This is a genomic window from Myxococcales bacterium (assembly GCA_022184915.1).
GTDB lineage: Bacteria > Myxococcota_A > Polyangia > Fen-1088 > Fen-1088 > JAGTJU01.
This window is the reverse complement of sequence record JAGTJU010000008.1, coordinates 120,993-145,781: the sequence shown is the minus strand read 5'-3', so window position 1 is coordinate 145,781 and position 24,789 is coordinate 120,993. Positions and strand designations below refer to the sequence as shown.

The window sequence follows — 24,789 nt, the reverse complement described above, 5'->3', positions numbered from 1 at the left end:
GGCCAGCGTGGCGACGTTGCCCAGCGGCACGGGTCCTCGGGCACCCGGCACGGGCAGGCGCGCAAGGAGGTCGAGGTCGGTGCGCGCATCGGCACGCAGCTTCACCACCACCGGCACCTGGCGCTGCGCGAGGTTCAGCTTGGCCAGCGCCTGGTCGTAGTCGCCCGCCGTGGCCACGCGCAGGGTGTCGGCGATAGCGGCCGAGGTCACGCCCAGGTCGGCCGCGCGCGCGGCATCGGGTCGCACCACCAGCTCGGGGCGCACCAGGCTCGAAGTCGAGGTCACCGCACCGATGCCCGGAATGGTGCGGAGCTCCCGCTCGACCAGCTGCGCATGCTCCGCCAGCACGCGACCGTCCTCGCCGGCCAGCACGAGCACGTACTTCTCGCTGCTGCCGCCGAAGCCGACGTTCACCCGAGCGCCGGGCACGGCTTCCAGCGCCTGCCGCAACTCGCCTTCGATGTCCTGCTTGCTGATACCGGTGCGCTCGCCACGAGGCGTCATCTGGAGGGTGAGCGTGGCCTTGGTGACGTCGGCTATGCCGCCCCCGCCTGCAAAGGGATCACTGCCCGTCGACCCACCGCCCACCGCCGTGTAGATGAGCTTGACGTGCGGGTTCTTCTCCACCAGTGCGCGTGCCGTCTCGGCCGCCGCCAGTGTCTGCTTGAAGGTACTGCCCGGAGGCAGCCTGAGCGTGACCTGGGTCTGGCTCAGGTCGTCGGGCGGGATGAAGCCGGTGGACAGCAAGGGCACCAGCGAGAAGCTCCCGACGAAGAACACTGCGGCGCCCAGCATCGTCAGCACGCGGTGCCTCAGGCACCAGGCTGCCCAGACCATGTAGATCTTCATCCACCCGCGCGTCGGTCGGTTCCTTCTTCGGCGGGCGAAGCATGTAGGCGGCCATCATCGGGGTGAGCATCCGCGCCACCACCAGCGAGAAGAACACGGCGATGGCCGCCGTCCAGCCGAACTGCACGAAGAACTTGCCCGGCACGCCGCTCATGAAGGCCGTGGGCAGGAACACGGCGATCAGCGTGAAGGTGGTCGCAATGACCGCCATGCCGATCTCGTCGGCCGCCTCCATAAGTCCCGCAACGAGCGCAACCCCTGTCGTTAGTTGCTAACGAGTTCGGCTGAGCACTCTAACGAGACTGCCGGTGTTAAACCGGAGGAAGGTGGGGATGACGTCAAGTCCTCATGGCCCTTACGCCTAGGGCTACACACGTGCTACAATGGTCGGTACAATGCGTCGCCAACCCGCGAGGGGGAGCTAATCGCAAAAAACCGGCCTCAGTTCGGATTGCAGTCTGCAACTCGACTGCATGAAGTTGGAATCGCTAGTAATCCCTGATCAGCAAGCAGGGGTGAATACGTTCCCGGGCCTTGTACACACCGCCCGTCACACCATGGGAGTCAGTTGCTCCAGAAACGGCTGGGCTAACCCGCAAGGGAGGCAGGTCTTTAAGGAGTGACTGGTAACTGGGGTGAAGTCGTAACAAGGTAGCCGTAGGGGAACCTGCGGCTGGATCACCTCCTTTCTGGAGATTTAAGAGCGACCCTCGGGTCCCTCTTCATCTCAGGTCAGTCTCTTGGTTTCAAGTTTCTCAGTTCGCTGTTCAGCTTTGAGGGCCCGACATGTTCTTTGAGCGTGTTGAAAGTGCGTGTAAGGGCCGCGTAACTGGCGAGTTGCGCGTACTCGGGCCAGTAGCTCAGTTGGTTAGAGCACACGCTTGATAAGCGTGGGGTCGAAAGTTCAAGTCTTTCCTGGCCCACTGCTTGTGAGTTCGTGAGCCCCGTACAAGGATTGTTTCGGGGCGTTAGCTCAGCTGGGAGAGCATCGGCTTTGCAAGCCGAGGGTCAAGGGTTCGATTCCCTTACGCTCCACAAAAGTTTCGTTCCCACGATGAGTGGGAACACTTCGAGAGTCTGCTCGTATGGACGTTGCAGACGGATCTCTGAAAACTGAATATCAACGAAGACGCGAAAGCGTGACTCGAGAGAGATAAAGAAATGCGTTGAGGAATCGAGACGAAGGTTTCCTTCTTGGAGCTTCGGTCTCGACTTGAAATTGTAGACGGCGTGTCGCGAATTCTGGCACCGCAAATCGATTCGTGATGAATCTGCGAAGAGACAAGTGCTCTTCCCGGATCAGCACAACAGGTTGGCGGTCAAGCTAGTAAGGGCACACGGTGGATGCCTTGGTGTCAGGAGGCGATGAAGGACGTGGCTAGCTGCGATAAGCCTCGGGGAGCCGCAAGCAGGCGTTGATCCGGGGATTTCCGAATGGGGAAACCCAATGGGAGTCACATCCCATTATCCTTAGGCTGAATACATAGGCCCTAGGAAGCGAACGCGGGGAACTGAACCATCTAAGTACCCGTAGGAGTAGAAATCAATTGAGATTCCCTCAGTAGTGGCGAGCGAACGGGGAACAGCCTAAACCGGACCAATTTGGTTCCGGGGTTGTAGGGCCGTTAATGTGAGAGTCCGAGTTTTAGCTGAACTGTCTGGAAAGTCAGGCCACAGCGGGTGATAGCCCCGTAAGCGAAAAGACGGAGACCTCTATACGGTACCTGAGTACTGCGAGGCTCGAGAAACCTTGCAGGAATCTGGGAGGACCATCTTCCAAGGCTAAATACTACCTGACGACCGATAGTGGACTAGTACCATGAGGGAAAGGTGAAAAGAACCCCGGCTAGGGGAGTGAAAAGATTCTGAAACCGTGTGTCTACAAGCCGTTGGAGCACTATGATCTTCGGATAATGTGCGACAGCGTACCTTTTGCATAATGGGCCTGCGAGTTATGTTCGGTGGCAAGGTTAAGCCGTTAGGCGTAGCCGTAGCGAAAGCAAGTCTGAAATGGGCGCCATAGTCGCCGGCCATAGACCCGAAACCGGGTGATCTATCCATGGCCAGGATGAAGCGAGGGTAATACCTCGTGGAGGTCCGAACTCACTGAAGTTGAAAATTCAGGGGATGAGCTGTGGATCGGAGTGAAAGGCTAATCAAACTCGGTGATAGCTGGTTCTCGCCGAAACCTATTTAGGTAGGTCCTCAGGAAACTCTGTAGTGGAGGTAGAGCACTAGATGGGCTAGGGGCCTTACCGGGCTACCAAACCCAACGAAACTCCGAATGCCATTACATCTATCCTGGGAGCCAGGCTACGGGAGCTAAGTTCCGTGGCCGAGAGGGAAAGAGCCCAGATCGCCAGCTAAGGTCCCTAAATTCACACTAAGTGGTAAAGGATGTGGGAACGCTTAGACAACCAGGAGGTTGGCTTAGAAGCAGCCATCTTTTAAAGAAAGCGTAATAGCTCACTGGTCAAGCGAGCCTGCGCCGAAAATGTAACGGGGCTTAAGTGTGGTACCGAAGCTGCGGGTTCGAGAAATCGAGCGGTAGGCGAGCATTCCAAGGGCTGAGAAGGTCGACCGTAAGGACGGCTGGAGCGCTTGGAAGAGATAATGCAGGCTTGAGTAGCGATAAAACGGGTGAAAAACCCGTTCGCCGTAAGCCCAAGGGTTCCTGGGTAAAGTTAATCTTCCCAGGGTTAGTCGGAACCTAAGGCGAGGCTGAAAAGCGTAGCTGATGGCAATCAGGTTAATATTCCTGAACCGGCGCGGATGATTTCTTCAGGAGGGACGGAGAAGGGTAGGCCAGCCACATAATGGATAGTGGTTCAAGCCGGTAGGAGGCTCCCATAGGACCCGACAGGGACAAACGTGGGGGCGTTAACTCCGAGAGGTGATGAGGAGAGCGCTTTGCGCTCACGAACTGGTTGATCCCATGCTTCCAAGAAAAGCTCCGGAAGAGTTAATCGCTGTGCTGTCCGTACCGCAAACCAACTCAGGTGGGCGGGATGAATATTCCAAGGCGCTTGAGAGAACCCATCCTAAGGAACTCGGCAAAATACTACCGTAACTTCGGGAGAAGGTAGGCCGGCGTCCGTGAAAGGCATACGCCTGGAGCGGAAGTTGGTTGCAGAGAATCGGGGGTAGCGACTGTTTACCAAAAACACAGGACTCTGCGAAGTCGGAAGACGACGTATAGGGTCTGACGCCTGCCCGGTGCTGGAAGGTTAAGGGGAGATGTCAGAGCAATCGAAGCATCGAACCGAAGCCCCAGTAAACGGCGGCCGTAACTATAACGGTCCTAAGGTAGCGAAATTCCTTGTCGGGTAAGTTCCGACCTGCACGAATGGCGTAACGACTTCCCCACTGTCTCGGGATGGGACTCAGTGAAGTAGCACTAGGGGTGAAGATACCCTTTACCTGCGGCAAGACGGAAAGACCCCATGAACCTTTACTGTAGCTTGGCACTGACTTTCGGGCTTAATTGCGTAGGATAGGTGGGAGGCTTTGAGACAGGGGTTTCGGCCCTTGTGGAGCCATTGGTGAAATACCACCCTGTTAAGTCTGGAATTCTAACCATCACCCATTATCTGGGTGTGGGACAATGCCTGGTGGGCAGTTTGACTGGGGCGGTCGCCTCCCAAAAAGTAACGGAGGCGCGCGAAGGTTCCCTCAGACTGATTGGAAACCAGTCGACGAGTGTAATGGCACAAGGGAGCTTGACTGCGAGACAAACAAGTCAAGCAGATGCGAAAGCAGGTCATAGTGATCCGGTGGTCCCGCATGGAAGGGCCATCGCTCATCGGATAAAAGGTACTCTGGGGATAACAGGCTTATCACGCCCAAGAGTTCACATCGACGGCGTGGTTTGGCACCTCGATGTCGGCTCATCGCATCCTGGGGCTGAAGTAGGTCCCAAGGGTTTGGCTGTTCGCCAATTAAAGCGGTACGCGAGCTGGGTTCAAAACGTCGTGAGACAGTTTGGTCCCTATCTGCCGTGGGCGCAGGATTCTTGAGAGGCCCTGCCCGTAGTACGAGAGGACCCGGGTGGACGGACCGCTGGTGATCCGGTTGTTTCGCCAGAAGCATCGCCGGGTAGCTATGTTCGGAACGGATAACCGCTGAAAGCATCTAAGCGGGAAGCCGACCTCAAGATAAGGAATCCCGGACGCAAGTCCCTAAAGACCCCTCGAAGACGACGAGGTTGATAGGCCGGGTGTGGAAGCGCTGCAAAGCGCGGAGCTGACCGGTACTAATTGGTCGTGAGGCTTGACCGCCTTATTTTCTACCTCTTACGGCTTGGTCTGGTGTTCAGTTGAAAAGCTGGAAGCCAGCGCACGAAGAGGCAATGTAAGGCTTGGACACCCAAGCGGGTGTCCTGGTCTACAGAATATGCGACGTCGTCTGCAATAAAGGTCGAGCCCGAAGCTCTGTGAATGAGAGCGGGCCTCGATTCCTGACACGAACAACGTGTGAATCGCGTTTCTGTTCTCGAGTCACTAAGATTTTCTGGCGGTCATACCGGAGGGGTTACACCCGATCCCATCCCGAACTCGGAAGTTAAGGCCTCCTGGGCTGATGGTACTGCAGGGGACACTCTGTGGGAGAGTAAGTCGCCGCCAGAGCTATTTCGTTGAAACGCCCCAGACCTATGTCTGGGGCGTTTCGCTTTTCGAAGCGCCAAACGCATGTTGCTGCTCAGCAGGCCCCCTCTCCCGGGCCCTCTCCCCCGCGCCTACGGCGCGGGGAAGAGGGACGAGACGCGGCCGACGAGCCCAGGGATGTGCTCATCGCTGCCGGAGGCTTCTCAGCCAGTCCCGTGGAGGTCGGCGAAGTCCACCATCACGGCTCGCCCGAGGTCTTCCGATAGACCAACCAGCGAAGCTCGAGGGGCGACTTGCCGTCAGGAATGTCGAAGAGATCCTGACCCTGAGCCCAATCCTCGAACCACCCAGTGGGGGGCCACTGCTCATCCTTCAAGTGCTCTCGCTCGAACTCGAGGCAGGCCTCGTCGGAGATGAGCTCGAAGGGCAAACCCTCCATTGCGGCCTTCATGTCTTTCTGTGTGAACGCGACGCACCAGAAAACCTGTGACAGCTCTCGCGTAAGGGGATCGGGGAAGTAAGCGGGCGTGGCCATGAAGGCGTTGAAGGCGAGAAGACCGCCGGGCGCCAGCGCGGCCGCCGCTTCCTCGAAAATCGTGCGACAGGAGGGCACGTCACGGATGTGCGAGGCGATCACTTCAGACAGGAAAACGAGCTTGTAGTGGCTTTTGCGGAGGTCGAGTTGTCCTGAGACCGCGTCGCCCTGGACGATGCGAACGGGCAGACTCTCCGCGTTCGCGTCGCGGGCGAGGATTTCCACCAACGCTGGCGCCAACTCGACGGCATCGACGGGAAATCCCTCACGTGCGAGCGGTAGACTGTTGCGTCCAGTCCCCGCGCCGACGTCGAGCACAGGCACAGCGGCAGGTTCCCCCAAAGACCGCGCCAGGTTCATCACTTTGGCGTCTGGATGGGTTCCGAAAAGTGGGGGCGTCCGACTCTTCGTCCAGCGCTCGTACTCTGCTTCGACGGAGCTTTCCTCGATCGAAATCTTGTAGGTCAATGAGGTCGCGGGAGGATCGTCGGTGTGGTAGTCGACGACGAGGCGGGCGTAGGGGGATTGGGCGAAGGCCTCGTCAGCCTTCTTTTTCAGGAGCTCGCGGATTCGGTTCGTCTCGTCTCGGTTGAAGTAGCGACCCAGGACGGCAAACGTTTTGTGCATGACCTCCGCGTAGTGGTCCGCCAGGGAGGGCACCGCTGGAAAAAACATTCGTCCCGATGCGGCGACCCTGCGCGGCAGCCGCCGAATCATGGCCTGCCGGAGCACGGAGTGGTTCGTTTCACGAGGGCCCTTTCGGGCATTTTTGGGCGCCATGTCTTCGTTGCTAACACGAACAGTGCGGCATGCGCCAGAGACGCCAAGGCAGGCGGCTGCAGAAGCCTTGCGCCTTGGCCCGGGTTCGGCTCGCTAGCATGGCCAGCCGTCCGCCACAAGGCGCTGCGTCACGCTGCGAGAGCTGAAACTGCCCTCGAGAGGACCGGAACGACCGCTGGTTCGCGGGGACCGGCCGGCCCCCTAGTGAATGGGGCCGCGCCGGCACCGGAAGGCCCATCGCGGGGGAGGAGGCCCTCGCAAGGCTCAGTCGAATGCGTAGTCGAATTCGCTGTCAGCGGTGGTGATGTGGATACGCCCAACCTGGCGCCCCTGCATCATGCGGCTCAAGATCTCTTGGCTGATCCGGGGCAGCATGGTGTTGGTCACGATGGCGTCGATCATCCGCCCGCCGCTTTCGAGCTCCGTACAGCGGCTGCGGATGAGATCCACCACGGCGTCCTCGAATGAGAACGGAACACCGTGATTGGCAGCGACCCGCTTTTGGATACGAGACAGCTGCAGCCGGATGATGTTGCCCATCATCTCGTCACTCAGCGGGTAGTAGGGGATGGTCACGATGCGGCCGAGAAGTGCGGCCGGGAAGGTCTTCAAGAGGGGGGCGCGCAGCGCTTGAGCCATGCCCTCGGCGTCGGGCATGAGGTCTGGGTCTTTGCACAGGTTCATGATGAGGTCGCTGCCCACGTTCGAGGTGAGCAGGATCAACGTGTTCTTGAAGTCGATGAGGCGCCCCTCACCGTCTTCCATCCAACCTTTATCGAACACCTGGAAGAAGATCTCGTGCACATCGGTGTGGGCTTTTTCCACCTCGTCCAAAAGCACCACGCTGTACGGGCGGCGTCGTACGGCCTCCGTGAGAACACCACCCTCGCCGTAGCCGACGTACCCGGGAGGGGCGCCCTTGAGGGTGGACACCGTGTGGGCTTCCTGAAACTCGCTCATGTTGATGGTGATGAGGTTTTGCTCACCCCCATAGAGAGACTCGGCCAGCGCGAGGGCGGTCTCGGTCTTTCCGACGCCGGATGGGCCCACGAGCATGAACACGCCGATCGGTTTGTTCGGATTCTCGAGGCCGGCGCGCGAGGTTTGAATGCGCTTGGCGATCATCTCGAGGCCGTGGCGCTGCCCGATGACGCGCTGGTTGAGGGTGTCGGCCAGCTTGAGCACGGCCTCTACCTCGTTTTTCACCATACGGCCGACGGGAATGCCGGTCCAATCGGCGACGACCGATGCCACGGCTTGGCTGTCGACGCTCGGGAGAATGAGGGGACGATCCCCTTGCAGCGTCTCCAATTCGCCGAGGAGCCCTTGAAGCCTTGCAAGCAGCGACTCGCGCTCGGTGCCTGCGGGGCCGGCGGCATGTTGAACGGCGGCGCTGGCGTCGGCACTGGCCTCGAGCGCGCTTGCGGTGCCCTCGACCTTGCCCTTTTCGCCTCGCAGGGTCCGACGTATGGCCAAGATCTGCTCGACCAAGTCCTTCTCCGCTTTCCAGCGCTCCTCGAGCCCGGTTAGTCGCTCTTTTTCGGCGGTCAATGATTCCTGTGCTGTCGTTTCACGCTTGCCCACGTTCACGCCGATGGCGCGTTCGCGGCCGATGATCTCGAGTTCGGTGGTGAGAGCATCGATGCGACGGCGGCTGTCTTCCACTTCCGCCGGAACGGCGTGCTGGCTCACGGCCACGCGGGCGCATGCGGTGTCGAGCAGGCTCACGGACTTGTCGGGAAGCTGGCGCGCCGGGATATACCGATGCGAGAGCTTGACCGAAGCCTCGAGCGCTTCGTCCAGCACCTGGACCTTGTGATGTTTTTCGAGTGTCGACGCCACACCCCGCATCATGAGGAGGGCCTTGTCCTCGGAGGGTTCGTGGACTTGAACCACCTGGAAGCGACGCGTGAGGGCTGGATCCTTCTCGATGTGCTTTTTGTACTCCGCCCAGGTGGTGGCTGCGATCGTCCGCAGCTTGCCTCGCGCCAGCGCGGGCTTGAGCAAATTGGCAGCGTCACCCGTACCGGCCGCCCCGCCTGCACCGATGAGGGTGTGGGCCTCGTCGATGAAGAGAATGATGGGCTTGGGTGAAGACTGGACCTCGTCGATGACCTGGCGCAGGCGGTTCTCGAACTCGCCCTTCATGCTGGCGCCGGCCTGGAGAAGGCCGATGTCGAGCGAGTAGAGCGAGACATCTTTGAGCATGGGTGGCACGTCCCCGCGGGCGATGCGAAGAGCGAAGCCCTCGACCACGGCGGTCTTTCCCACGCCCGCTTCGCCCGTGAGAATGGGGTTGTTCTGTCGGCGCCGCATCAGGATGTCGACGATCTGACGAATCTCTTCGTCGCGCCCGAGCACGGGGTCGAGCTCGCCTTTGTGGGCGCGTTCAGTCAGGTCGACGGCGAAGCGTTTGAGCGCCTCTTGTTTGCCCATTTGGGCCGGGGCCATCGCACCGCTGGCCTCACCGGGGCCAGCACCGCCCCCCATCTGCGTGCCGTCTTGTGCGCGGAGCCCGTCTTCGGGCGAGCCAGTGACGATTTGGTCGAACTGGTCGGTCAAGGCGTCGAGCTTGATCTTTTCGAACTCGCGCGAGATGCCAAGCAGCCCGTTGCGGAGGCTGGGGGTCTTGAGGATCCCGACGATCAGGTGGCCGGTGCGAACCTGCGCGTCCTTGAACATCAGGCTGCCATACACCCAGGCGCGTTCGACGGCCTCCTCGAGATGGGACGAGAGGTCCGAGATCGACGAAGCCCCGCGGGGGAGCCTGTCGAGCGATTCGGTAAACTCCGTCGCGAGCCGCGAGGGGTTGAGCTGAAAGTGGCGCACGATCTTGTGCACATCCGAATCGTTCAGCTGCAGGATCTGGTGAAACCAGTGCACGAGCTCGACGTAGGGGTTGCCCCGCATCTTGCAGAAAACCGTGGCGCTCTCGATCGCACGGTAGCCAAGGCTGTTGAGCTTCCCGAAAAGGGAAACCCGGCTGATCTCCGACATCGCTCTCTCCCGTCTTAGGTTGGATTCAGGTGCAGGTTATACGCCCATGTGCGCGCCCGCAGAAGCCTGTCGTTGTGGTTCGAGCACCAAGCTGTTGTCATCAGCCGCTCCGGGCTGCGTCAGGAACGCAGACCAGGCGAGGTGACCCGATTGACCGAGGCGCGTGGCTTCGGCTTGCTTGAGCTTGAGTTTCAGATCCCATCGCCATTCGTCCCCCACGTAGCTCGCGACCAGCTGGGAGACCCGGGTGAGCAGCGGGCCGCCGGGCTGGAACGCCCGCTGGGCGCCAGGCTCGAGCGGGCCCAAGACGACCCGGAACTTGTGCTGAACCATCCACGCCCGCGCCCCCAGGGTGGCGCTCTGTCCGAGGTAGCCGGGTTGCGACGAGCGTCCGAGACGCCACCGGGCCTCGGCAGGGAGCTGAACCCACTCGCCCACGAACTCTTCGATCTGGGCGGGCACGCCGAGGGCGTTGCGCAGGAGCGCGGCGAGGCTCTCGGGGTTTTTCGTTTGCCCGGAGAGGTGCCCCGCAAAGAAGAGCTTCGTTGCGTGGTCGAGGCCGTGCCCCGCATGAGCGCCCACGGGCACGCCACCAAAGAGCGATCCCACGTAGGTGGCGAAGCGATCCGACTCGGGGCGATCGTGGGCCACCACGGGACGGGCTTGCGCCCAAGCGCGGTAGAAAAGCAGGAGCAGGCGATGATGGAAAACGTCGGCAAACCGGGCGAAGGTGGGGTCGCCGGCGTTACGAAGGCGGTCGCGAGCGTACTCGGTGAGGTGAAGCGGCAGAGGACCGTTCGGCCCGAAGAAGCCCTGAAAGAGCACCGAGAGGCGTCCGGGACGCCCGTCCTGGGGAGGCTTGAAGCTGGCCAGGGAGGACGCTGCGAAGGTCAAGGTGGGATCTTGGCCGATGCGGAGGGGCTCGTCCGCGGGACGAGCCGCCGAGCCCAGGCGCGGTTTGTCGCGAAACTGGCATTCGATCCGCCGGAGTGCCTGGAAAAAATCGAAGGCGCTCGGCTCACGCTCCAGCCGGTCGAGAAAACCTAGAGAATCGGTCGAAGTCCCAGGGTCACCGGCCATCGGTTCACCTCGCCCCGTTGAGGGGTGGAAAGCACGGTTTCGGTGAAGGAGTTCACGGAGACGAAGCGTGCGAAGAAGCGGGCCAAAACTTGTCCGAGCAAGAAGGTGCCCGAGCCTTCGAAGGCGGCCTCGTCGAGGGTCACGCGCATCTCGACTCCCCGGCCGAAGACGGTGGGCCCTGCCAAGGGCAGCCTGCGGGTGATCGCCTCGGCGGACAGACCTCGTACGCCTTCGATCTGCTTCTTGACGCTGTTGTCGGCGAAGTCACCGTAGAGGCGCAAGAACTCGCGCAGCACACCGGCCCCCTGGGTGGGATCGGCGTGCGTGAGGGACAGGTAGTTGAAGGACAGGTGGCTGATGAGCCGCCACGCCGTATCGCCGTGGGCGTGGGATTCCCGCGGCGGGGTCGGGCCGGCCACGCAGCGTACGGACGATACCGGAGCGCCGGTCTCCAAGATGAAGTCGGACTCGCCCTGGCCGAGCGGCATGTGCAGGGGCAGGTCGCGGTTCGTGCAGAGCACATCGACCGCCAACTGCTTGAGATCGGATTTATAGGGGCCCTCCTTGCCGTCCACGAGCGAAAGAAAGACCTCGCTGCCCACGTACTTCGAGCGGGGCCCCTGCGCGCGTTGCCTTTCCGAGAGCAAGCGGGGTTGGCGCTCCAGGGTGAAGTAGGCGGGCTCGACGGACCCCTCGCGGCTCTCGAGGGGGGCGTAGAGCGGCAGGAAGCGGCGTTTTTCCGTGACGCTGGCCCCGAAACCCAGGACGTCGGTCACGGTGTGAACCTCGAAGTCGAAGGGGCGCGTGCGATCGGGGACGATATGGTATTCGCTGTCGACGTCGTTGAGGTGAATGCGATCGGCTTTGTGCGGAAACAGGTTCACCGCCGGCACGCAGAAGAGCGCCATGCGGGACTTGTCCACCACGCCTTCGAGGGCATCGTCGCGCTGGTTGAGTACGATGTGAACGTCGAGCTCGCTCGTGTCGGCGCGGCGAAGAGCTGGCTGCAAGCCCGAGAGCGCAAACGAAAGGAAACGGTTCGGGAAAGCGAAGTACTCCTGAAGGAGACGGTAGCCCTGAAAAGATCGGGTGCCGTAGGGAAGCAGGGCTTCGTCGTCCGTGAAGCCGACGGGTTCGATGGGGTGGTCGTCCAGGATCTCGCGCCAAACGGGCGGACGGCCGGGCGGGGCGATGATGACGGCGTTCACCCGGGCCATGAGCTGCTCATAAAGCCGCATGCCGAGCTCTCCTCCGCCCTTGATGAAGACGGGGAGCCGATCGAGTTTGAGGTCGCGGAACCGGACGTTGCCTGTGGTGCGCAGGCGCAGGCGGACGATCGCCCTTGCTTTTCCGATGAGCGATGAGGGCAGACCGGAGAGGCCGCCGAGAAAGCCGCTGTACTCGACCTCTTCGAGCGTGAGGGGCCACAGCGTGAGGTCCTGGCCAGTGAGGTAGCGGCAGGGCGTGGGCTCGTCGCGGGTGGTCCTGCTGCGGAAGCTCGAGCCGCGGGGGACTCGGAAGCCTTCGACGAGCGCGCCCTCCCCGTGGTTGGGACCGAACTCGGCCACGAGCATCGATGGCGTGGGTGCGAGGTAGTGGGGGTACACCATCTCGAGCAGATGCTGCGTGAACCGGGGAAACTCCGAGTCGATGCGCAGCTGAACCCGGGCCGCCAGGAAGGCGAAGGCCTCGAGGAGGCGTTCGACATAGGGGTCCGAACACTCGAAGGTGTCAAGACCCAGGCGACCCGCGATCTTTGGAAAGGCTGCGGCGAACTCGCCCCCCATCTCGCGGACATGCTGCAGTTCGCGGTTGTATTGACGTAGGAGCCTGGGATCCATGGAATCGAGCCTTACTCTACCGGGCCTTCCTGATCACCCACCCGCACTTCGCCGTTCTCCAGATCCACTTCCGTGCGGAGAAAGAGCTGAAGCGGAATGGGCTGGGCCCAGAGCTGGGCTTCGATGACGAAGGACAGAGCGTTGTGTCCCGTCTTGCGATCGTCGATCTTCACCTGCACCGAGTCCTTGATGAGGCGAGGCTCGAACTGCCAAATCGCTTCGCGGATGAGCCGCTCGAGCTGAGGCGCGTTGATGCTCGACAGGGGCTTGCCCGCGAGATCGACGACGCCGAAGTTGAGCACGGAGGCGGCCACTTGGGGGTAATCGGTGAGCGCGGTTGTGCTTTCCAGGTGCACGGTGTTTAGCAGCCAGCCGAGATCCCGGCGTACACAGTCCCGGAGCTGAACGGGGGAGAGAATCCGACGTTCGCGGGACTCGAGCTGGCGTTCGGGGTCATCGTCCGTGAGCCGATCGAGCAGCGAGGGTTGAAGCCGTTCCTTCGGGGTCAGTTCGGCCATGTTGCACCCTCCCCGTTCACACCGCGGTTTCGAGCTCGAGCGAGCGAACGTCCATCAGCGCGTACTCGCCCTGATCGGTGGCCAGCAAGCGCTGGCCTCGCCCGAGGTAGGTCTGCCCGGGTTTTTCGTCCCACTCTGTGATGCGTGCCATCTTGATGCGGTTGTCGGGGTCTTGCTCGGAGCCCGCGTAGCGCGTGGGAAGAAGGGTGATGGTCTCACCGCCGTTGGCGAAGGTCACCTGCGCGGCCGTCCACACGATGTCGCGTAGGTCGCTGGGAGGGTCGATCTGGAGCGAACGGAGACGGGAAAACGGAATCCAGTAGTACTTGCCCGAAACGATGGCTTCGAGCATGGGGCCCAGCCGCGAGTCTGCGTCCGCTATCCATGCGAAGGGCTCGCCGTTCAGCTTTCCCGCGGTGGTGGGGGCCTGTTCGAGGGCTTGGGCTCGCACCTCGGCGGCCTTGTCCCATTGCCCTTCACCCTGAAGGCGCAGCGCTTCGAAGGAAAGGGCCATCCACGGCTCGGGGTCGCCGAGCACGAGGGGGGTGCGCTTACCTGCAAGCACGTCTTGCCGATAGGCCTCGCAGTGCAGCGCCTCGCGGTACGTGGCCACCATGGCCAACGTGGAGGCGTCCATGTCGCCGAGGACCTTGAGTTGGTTGAGCGCGCGGTCCCAATGACCCAAAACGGCGAGGAGCTGGAAGAGGAACACCCGGTACTGGCTGTTTGCGGGGTTCTTTCGCACTTGCTCCTGCAGTTGTGCCAAGGCGTCTTCTGGGTTTCCGGAGCGGAGTGTCTCAGCAGCTGGGAGCATGTGGGATAACCTTTGCACAATGGAAGAAGACCGAAGGCGGAGCTGCCGCCTTCGGTCCCATCGAGCCCGCGCTGCGCATGGGCAGCGGCTGTTGACTACTCTTCTTTGTTCTGGGCGATGTTGTATGCGACGGGGATGGCCCCAGCGCCCGAGCCATCGGCCTTCTGAGGCGTGTACTCGAACTTGAACTTACCGAAGTTGAGCGTGACGTTCTCCGTGAGGCGATCTTCGCCCCCGCTGCCGCCCGTGGACACCGAGGTGACGATGAGGTCGCTCAGGGTAATTTTGATGTACTCGAGCGGCTTGTCGCCGGCCTTGCGGACGGTGAGAACGGCCTGCTTGAAGTGCGTGCCCTTGCAGCAGGCGCGCAGCAGGTTGGGCGTGGATTTGTCGACGTATTTCGTGAAGGAGACGTCTTGAACGTTCACCTTTCCAGCGCCGCTGCCACCGCCCATGTGGGTGGTGCCGGATTGCGACATGCCCCAGCTCCACGCGAGAACGTCGATCTCGGCTTTGTGCTTGTCGTCTGAGGACTCGCCCTCGAGCGTGTCAATCTTGATGAACATATCGACGGCCATGGTGGTGCTCCTTGTTTGGCTATGCAGGGTCAGAAATTCGCGTGTTCGAGAGAGTTATCGGGCGGCGAACTGACGGGGTTGCTCGAAAAAACAAATCGTGGTGAAAAAAAAGAGACGCCGCATTGCGGCGTCTCTGCAGGTCAGCTGGCCTTCGCGGAGGGCAGCTTCGAGACGAGCCGCAACGACACGGTGAGTCCCTCGAGCTGGTAGTGCGGGCGCAGGAAGAACTTGGAGGTGTAGTAGCCGGGGTTTCCCTCGACCTCTTCCACCACCACCTCGGCAGCCGCCAGAGGCTTTTGCGCCTTGGTGGTTTCGCTGGAGTGGGCGGGGTCGCCATCGACGTACTGCATGATCCACTCCTGCAGCCAGCGTTGCATTTCGTCCTTCTCCTTGAACGAACCCACCTTGTCGCGGGCGATGCACTTGAGGTAGTGCGCGAAGCGGCAGGTGGCGAACAGGTAAGGCAGACGGGCGGCCAAGTTGGCGTTGGCGTTGGCGTCGGGGTCGTCGTAGACCGCCGGCTTGTGGAGCGACTGTGCGCCGATGAAGGCGGCAAAATCGGAGTTTTTCTTGTGCACGAGCGGCATGAATCCGTTCTTCGCAAGCTCTGCCTCGCGCCGGTCGCTGATCGCGATCTCGGTGGGGCATTTCATGTCTTGCCCGCCGTCGTCGGTGGGGAAGGTGTGAGTAGGCAGATTTTCGACCGCACCGCCCGACTCGATGCCGCGAATGCGCGAGCACCAGCCGTAGAGCTTGAAGGAGCGGTTGATGTTCGTCGCCATCGCGTAGGCCGCGTTCACCCAGCAGTACTTGCTGCTGTCGGCACCCGAGGTGTCCTCCTCGAAGTCGAAATCCTCCACCGGCTCGCTCTTGGCGCCGTAGGGGCGGCGGCCCAGGGTGCGGGGCATACAGAGGCCGATGTACTTCGAGTCTTCCGAATCCCGGAACGACCGCCAGGCGGCATATTCGGGCACATCGAAGATCTTGGTGAGGTCGCGGGGATTGGCGAGCTCGCTCCAGGAGTCCATCTGGAGCACGCGCGGGTCCGCGGCGGAGATGAACGGGGCGTGGGTGGCCGCCGAGATCTTGCCGAGCTCAGCCAGCAACTCGACGTCCGGGGGGCTGTGATCGAAGTAGTAGTCGCCCACCAAGCAACCAAAGGGCTGGCCACCGAACTGGCCGTACTCTTCTTCGTAGACCTTCTTGAAGATGGGGCTTTGGTCCCAGGACGCGCCCTTGTACTTCTTGACGGTCTTGTGAAGATCCTTCTTGGAGATGTTCATCACGCGGATCTTCAACATCTCGTCGGTCTCGGTGTTGTTGACCAGATGGTGAAGCCCCCGCCACGCCGACTCGAGCTGCTGGAACTCGGCGTTGTGCATGATGAGGTTCACCTGCTCGGTCAACTTGCGGTCGATGGCGGCGATCATCGCTTGGATGCTGGCCACCGTGTCGCTCGAGATGAGTTGCGTGCTGGCGAGCGCCTGCTCGGCCAAGGTGCGGACAGCGTTTTCCACTTCCTCCTTGGCGCGGTCCGACTTCGGGCGGAACTCTTTGTTCAGCAACGAAGAAAAATCGCTGGTTTCGAGGGTGGCGCCTTCGGCGGCTTGACCCTGTTCTCGTGCCTCGGCCATGACGTCTGTCTCCCTGTTGTCTAGAGCTTGGTTGGTGCTGTGCGTCCCCGAGTTCACTCGGACGGAGGCGCGTCGCCGCCCGGCTTCGGTGCCGAGACCAGGGACTGCAGCAGGGCAGGATCTTTGAGCGCTTTCGAGATCAGCTCCTCAGCGCCGGTTTTCCCGTCCATGTACGTGATGAGGTTGTTCAGCTGCGAACGGGCCTGCAGCAGCTTGTTGAGCGCGTCGACCTTGCGGGCCACGGCGGCAGGGCTGAAGTCGTCCATGCTCTCGAAGGTGATGTCGACGCTCAGGTTGCCCTCGCCGGTAAGGGTGTTGGGCACCGGGAACGCCACACGGGGCTTCATGGCCTTGAGGCGGTCGTCGAAGTTGTCGGCCGAGATCTCGAGGAACTTCCGGTCGGCCACGGGGGCGAGCGGCTCGACAGGTTTTCCGGACAGGTCGGCCATCACACCCATCACGAAGGGCAGCTGCACCTTCTTTTGGGCGCCGTAGAGCTCGACATCGTATTCGATCTGAACGCGGGGAGCCCGGTTGCGGGCGATGAACTTTTGGCTGCTCATTGGAGACCTCCTGATTTTTTAAAGTCGGCACGGTGGGGGACGGCCCCGCCGGGTTCTATGCGTTCGCTATCGGCCGCCGGCGCGGCCTCAGCTCATCTCTTCTGAAGGGCCCTTGATGACCTCGAGTTGTGAGACGCCGTCGGGCAATAGATTTTTGACGATGTCCTCGAAGCTGGCGGTGACGAGCCGTTTGCAGCGGCGAACCAGGATGGGGACAGGGCTCGAGGGCTCGTGGCGGGCGTAGTACTCGATAATCTTATCGAGCGCGCGCAGCACGTCTTCACGCGCGCGGATGTCACCCGACAGGGCACGTGCCCCTGGCTGCGCCGGGCCCGAGCCCCCCCCCGAGACATCTTCGCCAGGTGCGGTGCCTTCGGAGGGCGTGGCGCCCGCGTTCCGTGCGGCGAGCTTGTCCTTCACCACCTTCGAGGCCTGGTAGACGAGGCGCCGCAAGGGGTCCAGGTTGGGTGCGTTCGCCGAGCCGACGTGGTCGGTGAGCTTCGCCTCGATCTCCCGCAGGTGCTCGAGGCTGGCTGCGAGGTTCTGGGACGTTTGGGTGAGAGTTTCGAGATCGGCCTCGAGGAAGGCCCCCTCGATCGTGGACATCGAAGGCGGATCCTCGCCTGCAGGTGCGGGCACTTCGCCGGAGGCAATGGCCAACTCGCGTAGGCTGAAGCGTCCGAGCGCCGGGGCGCTGACGATCGGGGTGTTGCGGACGTGGATGAGGAAGTCTTCTTGATCGCAAAGACTCATCACCAGATTCACCCGGAGGGTGGGGTCGTTGTCGTCGTCAGGGTCGAGCCGGGGGTGGAGGGGCTCCCAGTAACGTTCTATGAGGCCCCTCGACAAGGCAAGTCCGTCGCAAAGACCCTCGAAGCCGGCGGTGTGCAGAAGCGCCCGCACGAGATGGCTCGTGACCCGGAGGTCCTTGGTCCGCGAGAACAGTGACTCGGCCCGCTTGCGGACCTCGCGCCAATCGGGCTCTTGGGCGGCAACGATGGTGTCGCCCATTTGCTGCTCGGGCTTGCCCTGTGCCGACTGTTCGAGCTCGCGCAGCTCGCTGTCGTATTCCAGGTCCGGACCACACGGATCGTCCGCGCTGATCTCGGAAAGCAAAGCGTCGATGTCGATGGCTGCCACGTCCTCAAACCCCGCCGCTATCAGACACCCCAAACCCAGGGAGCGAAAGTGAAATGTGGGCGTCACGGCCCGTTACGGCCATGGCCGTGCCTGACGAAGCGAACCCGTGTTCTTTGCCCATTGCCGTTTGCCTTGCCTTCGATCGCGGAGGCGAATTAGGCCGCAACGTGGCATTCCTGTCAAGCCAAGCCCGCGACGCGTCGGGCGGCGAGGCCCACGGGGGCAAGGCTCACCCCAGCCCGTTTCGCGTGGCCTCGAGGAGATCCGCCACCGTGCCCCCGCCCGTCATGACCACGCCTTCGAGGGCCGGGGGCAGGGAGGTGGGCGGCGAGGTATCTGGCAGCTGAGACCGAATCACCCAGTGCCGGGCGCCGACCCAATCGGGCATGGCCAAGGCCACGAAGAGGGAGGGCGCGGGGGGGCCGAGCGCCACCAAGAGCCGGTCGGCCCGGTCGTCCCACAGCCAGGTCGGCGCGCCGGTGGGCCACTGCAGGGCCGTGGCCAGGAAGGCCAGCCAAAAGTCGCGGGCCCGATCGTCGGCCGCGGGCAGTTCGAGCGTGACGGCCGTTTTGTCGGGGCACCGGCCTTTGGCCGTTCCGCAGGCGGCCAGACACGTGGCCAGGGCGTGCGCGTGAACGTCAGGCGTGGTGCCGCCGAAAAGACCGTCGAGAAAGTCGCCCAACGGGCTCGCCGCCAGGGCGCCCGCGGCATCCTCTGCGGCGCGGGCCTGATCGGCGCCCGTCGGAGGGGCTAACTCGGACAGGTCGGGAGCCGCCGTGGCCTCGGGCATTGCCGCCACGACAGCCTGGGCCTGAAACAGGAAGGCGCCGGCCGCGCTCCCCGCGAAGGCGTGCAGGCCTGCCAGCGCGGGGTCGAGGTAGGTGAAGAGGGCGGCCGGGAACGCACGCCCGACTTTGTCGCGGCTTGGGCCCAGCATGCCGATGCAGGGGCTCCCGATGAGCGGGCTGTGTGCGAAGAACGCCACCAGCGCCTTCGAGGGTGTTCCGCGTGCCGCATGCACGGCCCCCACCCCTTCCTCGAGCCACTGGTCGAATCCGGCTGTTGCGAACGTGCCTGCGTTCAGCCGGACGAAATCGGCCTGGGTGGGGAGCTTGCCATAGAGCCCCACGCCCACGCCCTGGGGAAGAAGGCGCGGCACGCCGCCCGTGGCGGTTGCCGCCAGTGGGGATTTGGCAGGGCCCTCGAGGCCCAGGAGCTTGCGGAGACTCATTGGGCGCAGGGGCTCCCGCCGGGGGCGATGGTGCGCGGGATCTCGAAACCGTGCAGGGCATCGAGGAGATCAGAGGGTTTGACGTCCATGCGCACGGTCATCTGGGGGTTACCGAGCGCCCACTGCGCGCGCATGTATTCGTCCGAGTCCCGCCCCAACGAGCGGAGCGCTTTGTCGAACAGACGGAACAGCGCCCAATCCCCGTTCTCCTTCAGCTCTTTGGGAAGGCCCTTCACCTCGCCGAAGATGCCGATCTTGGCGTCGGCGCCGGGCCACACGAGCGGCTCCCACCGCTCCTGCCAGTTGCCGTATTCGAGCGGGCGTCCCGTGCCCACCTTGAAGGTGACCCGTGCGGACGTGCCGGCTTCGCCGGCGGCGGACTTGAGCCGGACTTGCAGCGCCGGCGCGAGCTTGTCGGCACCGTTCGGAAAGAGCAGCTCCGACAGGTGAGCCGCTTTGGTCAGGAAGCCGAGCAGTTCGTTGCGGTACTGCACGGTGGGCTTGCTCTTGAGGCGGTACCGCTTGCCCACGGTCTCGACATCGTTTTGGAGTTTTTCGTCGTAGTAGACCCAGAGCGTGCCGGTCTTGGGGGCGAAGAAGTTCTCCACCTCCGACAGGGCGGCGTCCATGCCTTCGAGCCGGAAGGGGTAACGATCGGCCAGGAGCTCGCGATAGGGGGTGACGACCGCATCGCACCAGGAGCGGTTGGCGGCTTCGGCGCCCGCGCCGATCACCAGCTCCTCCACGCCCACGATGAGGGGCATGAGCATTTTGTTGAGGACGGGCTCCCAGCCGCCCCGGCCGAAGGTCATCACCAGCTCGGAGGCGTCTTTTTTGGCCTGCGCGACCTGCTTACGGATGGCGTTGGTGTCCTGCGTCTCCTCGTAGGCGGTCAAGGCTTGGGAGAGGACCCCCAGCTGCTTGTAGTACGCGGCCAGCGCGGGTTCGGCGCCCTCCGTCCGGGGGATGCCGAAGGCCAAGATCGAATCGAAGCGGGCCTTGAGTGCGTCAGGGCCGGTGATCTTCTTTTCGCGCTGGGCGGCGGCCGCGGCGGCCTCTTTCCTCGAGCCCAACTTGTTTAGGAGCTTGTCCATGGTGCCCGCGGCGGCCTGCTCGACGAGGGCATCGGCCTTCGACTTGAGTTCGAGGTTGGCTGCCAGGCTCTTCCAGATGACATCGAGAGGGCGCTCGTCTTGGTGGCGACGAAGCAGGCTCTCAGCATCCGAGAGGTCGGTCGGGCCGCGGGGATAGACTTGCGCGAGCAGACCGCGCCAGGCCTTTTCGTATTCGGCGAAGTAGCGCGTGCGCAGGTTGTCGACCTCCTCGGGGGTGAGGGTTTTGCGCGGGCCCATGACCCAGATGTCCTCGGCCCCACCCACGGTGGGCTCACCCTTTTCCAGGGAGGAGATCCGCGCGCGCACCAGGTCGTAGCCGCCCTTCGTGAAGGCTCCGGGCTGCTTGGCATCTTCACGGAAAAGCACGATCGCGCCGCCCAAAATCCGGCCGAGTGACAGATCGCTCGCGTCCAAGTTGGGGTCTGACAGGACGAGCGCGAGGGGATCCTGTTCCGCCAGGCTCCGCAGCGTGGCCCGGGCGCGCTCGACGGTCTCGGCGTCACGCTCGACCCACAAGGCGGCGTTGTCCCGAGCGGGCAGGGCGTAAAGGTCGATGGCGTGGCTCAGGGTGGCTTCGGCTTTTTCGCTGACGGCGATCCCTGCCGTGGCCCAGCGCTGCTTCCAGTCCTCGACCAGGCTCTTCCGTGCGCGGGCGAGCTGCGCCTCCGCCCAGCCGTCGTCGTCCACGGCGGGCTCTTCGGGGGCGCGCGGGGCGGTGCTGATGAGGTAGCGGGTGAGGCGCTCGCGGCTGTCGTCCACGCCGCCCTTGCGGGTGGTGGCGAAAGTCTTGAGCGCCGCCGCGTCGGCAGCAAGCAGCGGGGCCACCGTGAGATCGCGAAGGGCGCGCGCCAGAGGTTCGCGGAGATCGTCGCCCGAGTAAAAGCCGAAGGTCATGCTGGCGGCGGGGCCCTCCGTCTCGAGCTTCCACAGCTCTTCGGCGGTTTCCGCGAGAGGCTCCAGCTTGCGCGGATCGATGTTGCCGTTGGCGTCCCGGGCCTCAGCGAGTCCGGCCGTGAAGCGCTTGACGTCGTTGGCGAGACCCAGGTTGCGGCTATAGGCGGAGATGGGGGTCATGGCGAGCCCCAGGGCTGCGAGCAGGCAGGTTCCCGCGATGGCCGTGCTGACGACGCGCCGGCGTTTGACGGCCTTGGCTGACAGCCCCGCCATGTTCTGATCGGGGAACATGACCCTGCGGAAGACGTCGGTGAGGAAGTAGGCCTTGGCCTTGACCGGGGCGTCGATCGTCATGCGGGGCGCGATCCCGAAGGCCTCGGCCATGCGCTTCATGATGCGATCGACGGGCCGCCCCTCCTGGGTGCCGCTCGTGAAGTAGAGGCCGCGCAAGAGCGGCGTTTCTTGATACGCGTTCGGGGCGAAGAGCTCCTTGACGAGGCCCACCAGGTTCGGACAGAGCTCCTCGAACTCGAACGGAAAGTGATGGATCTGTTCCCGCGTCTCGAGACGCCGCTCCTGGCCGAGCCGCTGCAGCGTGTGCCACTCGAGCACGTCGAGCAGCTCGTCGAGCTTGTCGATGAAGACGTCGGTGCGCTCCTCTGCCGAGGCTTCGAGGGGCAGGGTGAAGCCCCAGATCTGGCCGCGCTCTTTGTCACCCAGATTGCCGAAGGTTTCTGCGAAGCCCGAGACGAGGTCGCATTTGGTGACGATGAGGTAGACGGGCACGGCCACCTCGAGGCGTCCCATGACCTCGTCGCAACGCTCGCGCAGACGCGAAGCCAGGTCGCCCACGGCATCCTCGTCGCCCGTGAGCAGGTCGGCGGCGCTGACGGCCACGATGAGGCCGTTGATGGCGCGGCGCTTGCGCGTGCGCTTGAGCATGTCGAGGAACGCCAGCCACTCGTCGGTGTCTTCGTCCTCCGTCGACCAGCGTCCCGCCGTGTCGAGCAGGATGGCGTCGTTCGACAGCCACCAGTCGCAGTTGCGGGTACCGCCCACCCCGCGAATGGCGCCTTTTTTGGCAGAAAGGTAAGGAAAACGCAGGCCGGAGTTGCGCAGCACCGTGCTCTTGCCGCTGCCGGGCGGGCCAATGATCACGTACCAGGGCAGGATGCCGAGCGCGTTTTTCCCGTGTTTGCCCGAGCGCGACGATTTGAGCGTACGGAGCGCCTTGTCGAACTCGAGCTTCATCGCCTCGATCTGCGCTTGCATCTCGGGGCGCATGGTGGAGCCGTGTTTGTCGGCACCGTCGGCGAGAGCCGCCTCGATGGCGCCCGCAGACTTGCGGGCCTTGAGTGCCTTGACGAGCACCACGAGGACGAGGGCGAGGGTCACGGTGACCGTGACGGCGATCGCGGGCCACGCGGGCAGCTCCTCGAACACGAAGACCGCCGCCCAGGACAGGGCGATGAACAGGAAACCAAAAATGTACTTCAACATCGGATCATTCCGAGGATCATGCCGGGCGCGCGAGTCAACGGAGCGCCTCGACCTCCGTCATCGTGCGTTTGACCTGCCCGTCGAGCACCACACGGAGACCGACGTAGACGGACATCGAAACCAGGAGGGCGCCGAGACCCACCCACATGAACAGGCGCTTGTCGCGGCGCCGGGTCGACGGTTCTTCCGGAGGAAGCGCTTCGGGCGACAGGGCCTGAGGGAACTCGAAGGCGCGTTCCATTTCGTCCCGCAGGGACTCGAGGAGCCGCATGAGCTCCATGTCGCCGCCGCGCATCGCGTACTGGCCCTGAAACCCCAGCGTGAGGCAGAGATAGTAGGCCCGGAGGGCGTCACGGCGCTGGGGCTGACCGCGGAGTGCGTCGAGCCGGCGGAAGAAGCCTTCGCCGGCGATGTTCTCATTGAAGAAGTACATCTGCAGCGGGCGCGATAGCCAATAGCCCCGGAGGGGATCGGGCTTCGACAGGGCCACCTCGTCGACGAGGGCCACGATGGCATAGGCGATGTCGTTGGCGTCCCGCTCGGACAGTCCCGATTCGCGCGCTGACGTGCGCAGCTTCTCGACGTAATCGATGATTCGTCGCTGCAGGGTGTCTGGCGACACAGGGCCCGCGAGCGCTCGCAGCTGTTCGATGGCGGCGAAGCTGTCCTTGGTGATTTCGTTGAGCCTGTCCATGACGTCACATGCGCAACGAACGTGAGGTTCGCGCGCTCACTCCTTGCGAGGGGGAATGCCGAGCAGTTCGACCTTGACTTTGGTGGCGTCGAACGGCGGCGGTAGATAGATCGCGATGGCCTTTTCGTCCATCACGTGTTTCCAGTGGCTGCTGTCGGTGTCGACCACGAAGTACACCACGCCCGACTTGATCGGCACTTCGGGCGGAGGACGGTGTGTGAGCTTGAGGGGCACGCCCGGCGTGGCGGCGCGGACCACCGACTGAATCTGGTTCCATGACGCGATCTTCGAAAGCCCTGCGAGCCGCTCGGCAACCTGATCTTCGGGCACGCCATCCGCTCTCACGGCCACCACGAAGGCCCGGCAGCGCTGGGCGGGCTCGCTGTCGAAGCGGCCAAAATGCACACCATGCTTGATCTGCAGCGGAATGGGGACGTGGGCTTCCCGCACGGTGCTCTGGAGCATCGACTTGATCACCGCGAACAGCTCCTCGAAGGTGCTGCGCAGGTCGGTGAAGTTGAAGGCCGGGAGCTGCGCTGGATCCGTGCCTGCCGAAAAGGTGGTGAGCTGCCCGGCCACCTGGATGAGCAACAGGTAAAGCTGATGGGGGTGTAGGTCGGGGCTGCGCCCCATGTGCACGAAGAGCGGGATCAGGCCGTTGACGGCGTTGAGTTGCAGGTAGCGTGTGACGTCGCTGCCCGAGAACTCGACGCTCGAGTTGTCGCGCTCGCGACGCTGCGACGACAGCGCCTTTTGTTTGCCCGTGAGGACCCCGAGCACCTGGCTGAGGTTCGTGGTGATGAAGGGCGCGGCGTCGATGCGCAAAGACGGGGGGATGTACGTGTCGACCAGGACGAGCGCTCCTTGCGCGTCCCGGGTGACCTCGGCCACCTTGATGGCGCTGAAATCGTCGCGGGGCTCGTTGCCGAACAACACGACGACGTTGGGCGTGCCGAAGGTGATCTCGACCGGTCGGCCCGCCGACGCGAGATCCCTCACCATGCGGGTCTCCATGGCAAAGCGGGTGCGCGGCGGGAATTGAGCGCGGGCGTCCGCTGCTTCCTCGAAGCTCGGCACCCCCTCGCGTTCGACGGGCAGGCCCAGGAAGATCTCGAGCGGCTCCTGCTGGCCGGCTGGAAAATGCCCCTCGATGGGCCGTGCCGCGGGCGCTTCGCGGTCGCCCTGGCGGAAGGACAGCGGTGTGCCGTCAGGCAACACGCCCGTAAATGACAGCAGCCTCAGTTCACCCGAGCCGAGGGCACCAGGGTCGATGCGCACGGACACGGCGCCCCAGCTGTACGGCGAGAGCGCTCCGAACCAGCTCGAGAGCATGCGCTGGTGGTAGAGATCTTGCTGCTGCAAGTGCTGGGGACACATGAGCATCCCCTCCGTCCAGGCGACGCGGCGAACCTCCTCCTTCAC

15 protein-coding genes, 2 tRNA genes, 2 rRNA genes and 2 other annotated features are annotated in these 24,789 nt (G+C 63.2%); of the genes, 4 read left to right on the top strand and 15 right to left on the bottom strand.

Annotation, left to right across the window (positions count from 1 at the left end):
- Positions 1–849: efflux RND transporter permease subunit (locus tag KA712_24185; GenBank protein ID MCG5056063.1), on the bottom strand; the 849-nt coding region annotated here is incomplete at its 3' end.
- Between the two features lie 91 nt (positions 850–940).
- Positions 941–1,378: a sequence feature (16S ribosomal RNA rRNA prediction is too short), on the top strand.
- 12 nt (positions 1,379–1,390) lie between these two features.
- Positions 1,391–1,525 (top strand) — a sequence feature (16S ribosomal RNA rRNA prediction is too short).
- Between the two features lie 173 nt (positions 1,526–1,698).
- On the opposite strand from KA712_24185, the gene KA712_24180 reads away from it, so the two are divergent.
- The 4 genes from KA712_24180 to rrf all read left to right on the top strand — a co-directional run bounded on the left by KA712_24180 (position 1,699) and on the right by rrf (position 5,474).
- Positions 1,699–1,772 (top strand) — tRNA-Ile (locus KA712_24180).
- 39 nt (positions 1,773–1,811) lie between these two features.
- Positions 1,812–1,884 (top strand) — tRNA-Ala (locus KA712_24175).
- A gap of 282 nt (positions 1,885–2,166) precedes the next feature.
- Positions 2,167–5,126 (top strand): 23S ribosomal RNA (locus tag KA712_24170).
- A gap of 231 nt (positions 5,127–5,357) precedes the next feature.
- Positions 5,358–5,474: ribosomal RNA gene (gene rrf, locus KA712_24165) — 5S ribosomal RNA — on the top strand.
- A gap of 217 nt (positions 5,475–5,691) precedes the next feature.
- On the opposite strand, the gene KA712_24160 is transcribed toward rrf, so the two are convergent.
- The 14 genes from KA712_24160 to tssK form a co-directional block, all read right to left on the bottom strand.
- Positions 5,692–6,768 carry a class I SAM-dependent methyltransferase gene (locus KA712_24160; protein MCG5056062.1) on the bottom strand — a complete coding sequence of 359 codons (1,077 nt, stop codon included), beginning with the start codon at positions 6,766–6,768 and terminating at the stop codon, positions 5,692–5,694.
- 264 nt (positions 6,769–7,032) lie between these two features.
- Positions 7,033–9,765, bottom strand: coding sequence for a type VI secretion system ATPase TssH (gene tssH, locus KA712_24155; GenBank protein ID MCG5056061.1), 2,733 nt, complete (start codon positions 9,763–9,765; stop codon positions 7,033–7,035).
- A 36-nt stretch (positions 9,766–9,801) separates the two neighbouring features.
- The gene (tssG, locus tag KA712_24150; GenBank protein MCG5056060.1) at positions 9,802–10,845 is read right to left on the bottom strand and encodes a type VI secretion system baseplate subunit TssG; all 1,044 of its coding nucleotides are present in this window, start codon (positions 10,843–10,845) and stop codon (positions 9,802–9,804) included.
- A complete protein-coding gene (gene tssF, locus KA712_24145) occupies positions 10,809–12,686 on the bottom strand; it encodes a type VI secretion system baseplate subunit TssF (protein MCG5056059.1) in 1,878 nt (625 codons plus the stop codon). Before tssF ends, tssG begins: the two co-directional genes overlap by 37 nt.
- 11 nt (positions 12,687–12,697) lie before the next feature.
- Positions 12,698–13,204 carry a type VI secretion system baseplate subunit TssE gene (gene tssE / locus KA712_24140; GenBank protein ID MCG5056058.1) on the bottom strand — a complete coding sequence of 169 codons (507 nt, stop codon included), beginning with the start codon at positions 13,202–13,204 and terminating at the stop codon, positions 12,698–12,700.
- Between the two features lie 16 nt (positions 13,205–13,220).
- Complete coding sequence (locus tag KA712_24135) at positions 13,221–14,018, bottom strand: hypothetical protein (GenBank protein MCG5056057.1); 798 nt, start codon at positions 14,016–14,018, stop codon at positions 13,221–13,223.
- A gap of 95 nt (positions 14,019–14,113) precedes the next feature.
- The gene (locus KA712_24130) at positions 14,114–14,596 is read right to left on the bottom strand and encodes a type VI secretion system tube protein Hcp (protein MCG5056056.1); all 483 of its coding nucleotides are present in this window, start codon (positions 14,594–14,596) and stop codon (positions 14,114–14,116) included.
- A 140-nt stretch (positions 14,597–14,736) separates the two neighbouring features.
- Complete coding sequence (gene tssC, locus KA712_24125; GenBank protein ID MCG5056055.1) at positions 14,737–16,230, bottom strand: type VI secretion system contractile sheath large subunit; 1,494 nt, start codon at positions 16,228–16,230, stop codon at positions 14,737–14,739.
- Between the two features lie 53 nt (positions 16,231–16,283).
- Positions 16,284–16,793 carry a type VI secretion system contractile sheath small subunit gene (gene tssB, locus KA712_24120; protein MCG5056054.1) on the bottom strand — a complete coding sequence of 170 codons (510 nt, stop codon included), beginning with the start codon at positions 16,791–16,793 and terminating at the stop codon, positions 16,284–16,286.
- An 87-nt stretch (positions 16,794–16,880) separates the two neighbouring features.
- Complete coding sequence (tssA, locus tag KA712_24115; protein MCG5056053.1) at positions 16,881–17,999, bottom strand: type VI secretion system protein TssA; 1,119 nt, start codon at positions 17,997–17,999, stop codon at positions 16,881–16,883.
- Between the two features lie 163 nt (positions 18,000–18,162).
- Positions 18,163–19,164, bottom strand: coding sequence for a type VI secretion system-associated protein TagF (tagF, locus tag KA712_24110; protein ID MCG5056052.1), 1,002 nt, complete (start codon positions 19,162–19,164; stop codon positions 18,163–18,165).
- Complete coding sequence (gene tssM / locus KA712_24105) at positions 19,161–22,673, bottom strand: type VI secretion system membrane subunit TssM (GenBank protein MCG5056051.1); 3,513 nt, start codon at positions 22,671–22,673, stop codon at positions 19,161–19,163. Before tssM ends, tagF begins: the two co-directional genes overlap by 4 nt.
- Positions 22,674–22,707: 34 nt before the next feature.
- Entirely contained in the window at positions 22,708–23,367 is a 660-nt protein-coding gene (locus KA712_24100) for a DotU family type IV/VI secretion system protein (protein MCG5056050.1), read from the bottom strand.
- A 36-nt stretch (positions 23,368–23,403) separates the two neighbouring features.
- Positions 23,404–24,789 (bottom strand): type VI secretion system baseplate subunit TssK, encoded by a 1,386-nt coding sequence (gene tssK / locus KA712_24095; GenBank protein MCG5056049.1) that lies wholly within the window; start codon positions 24,787–24,789, stop codon positions 23,404–23,406.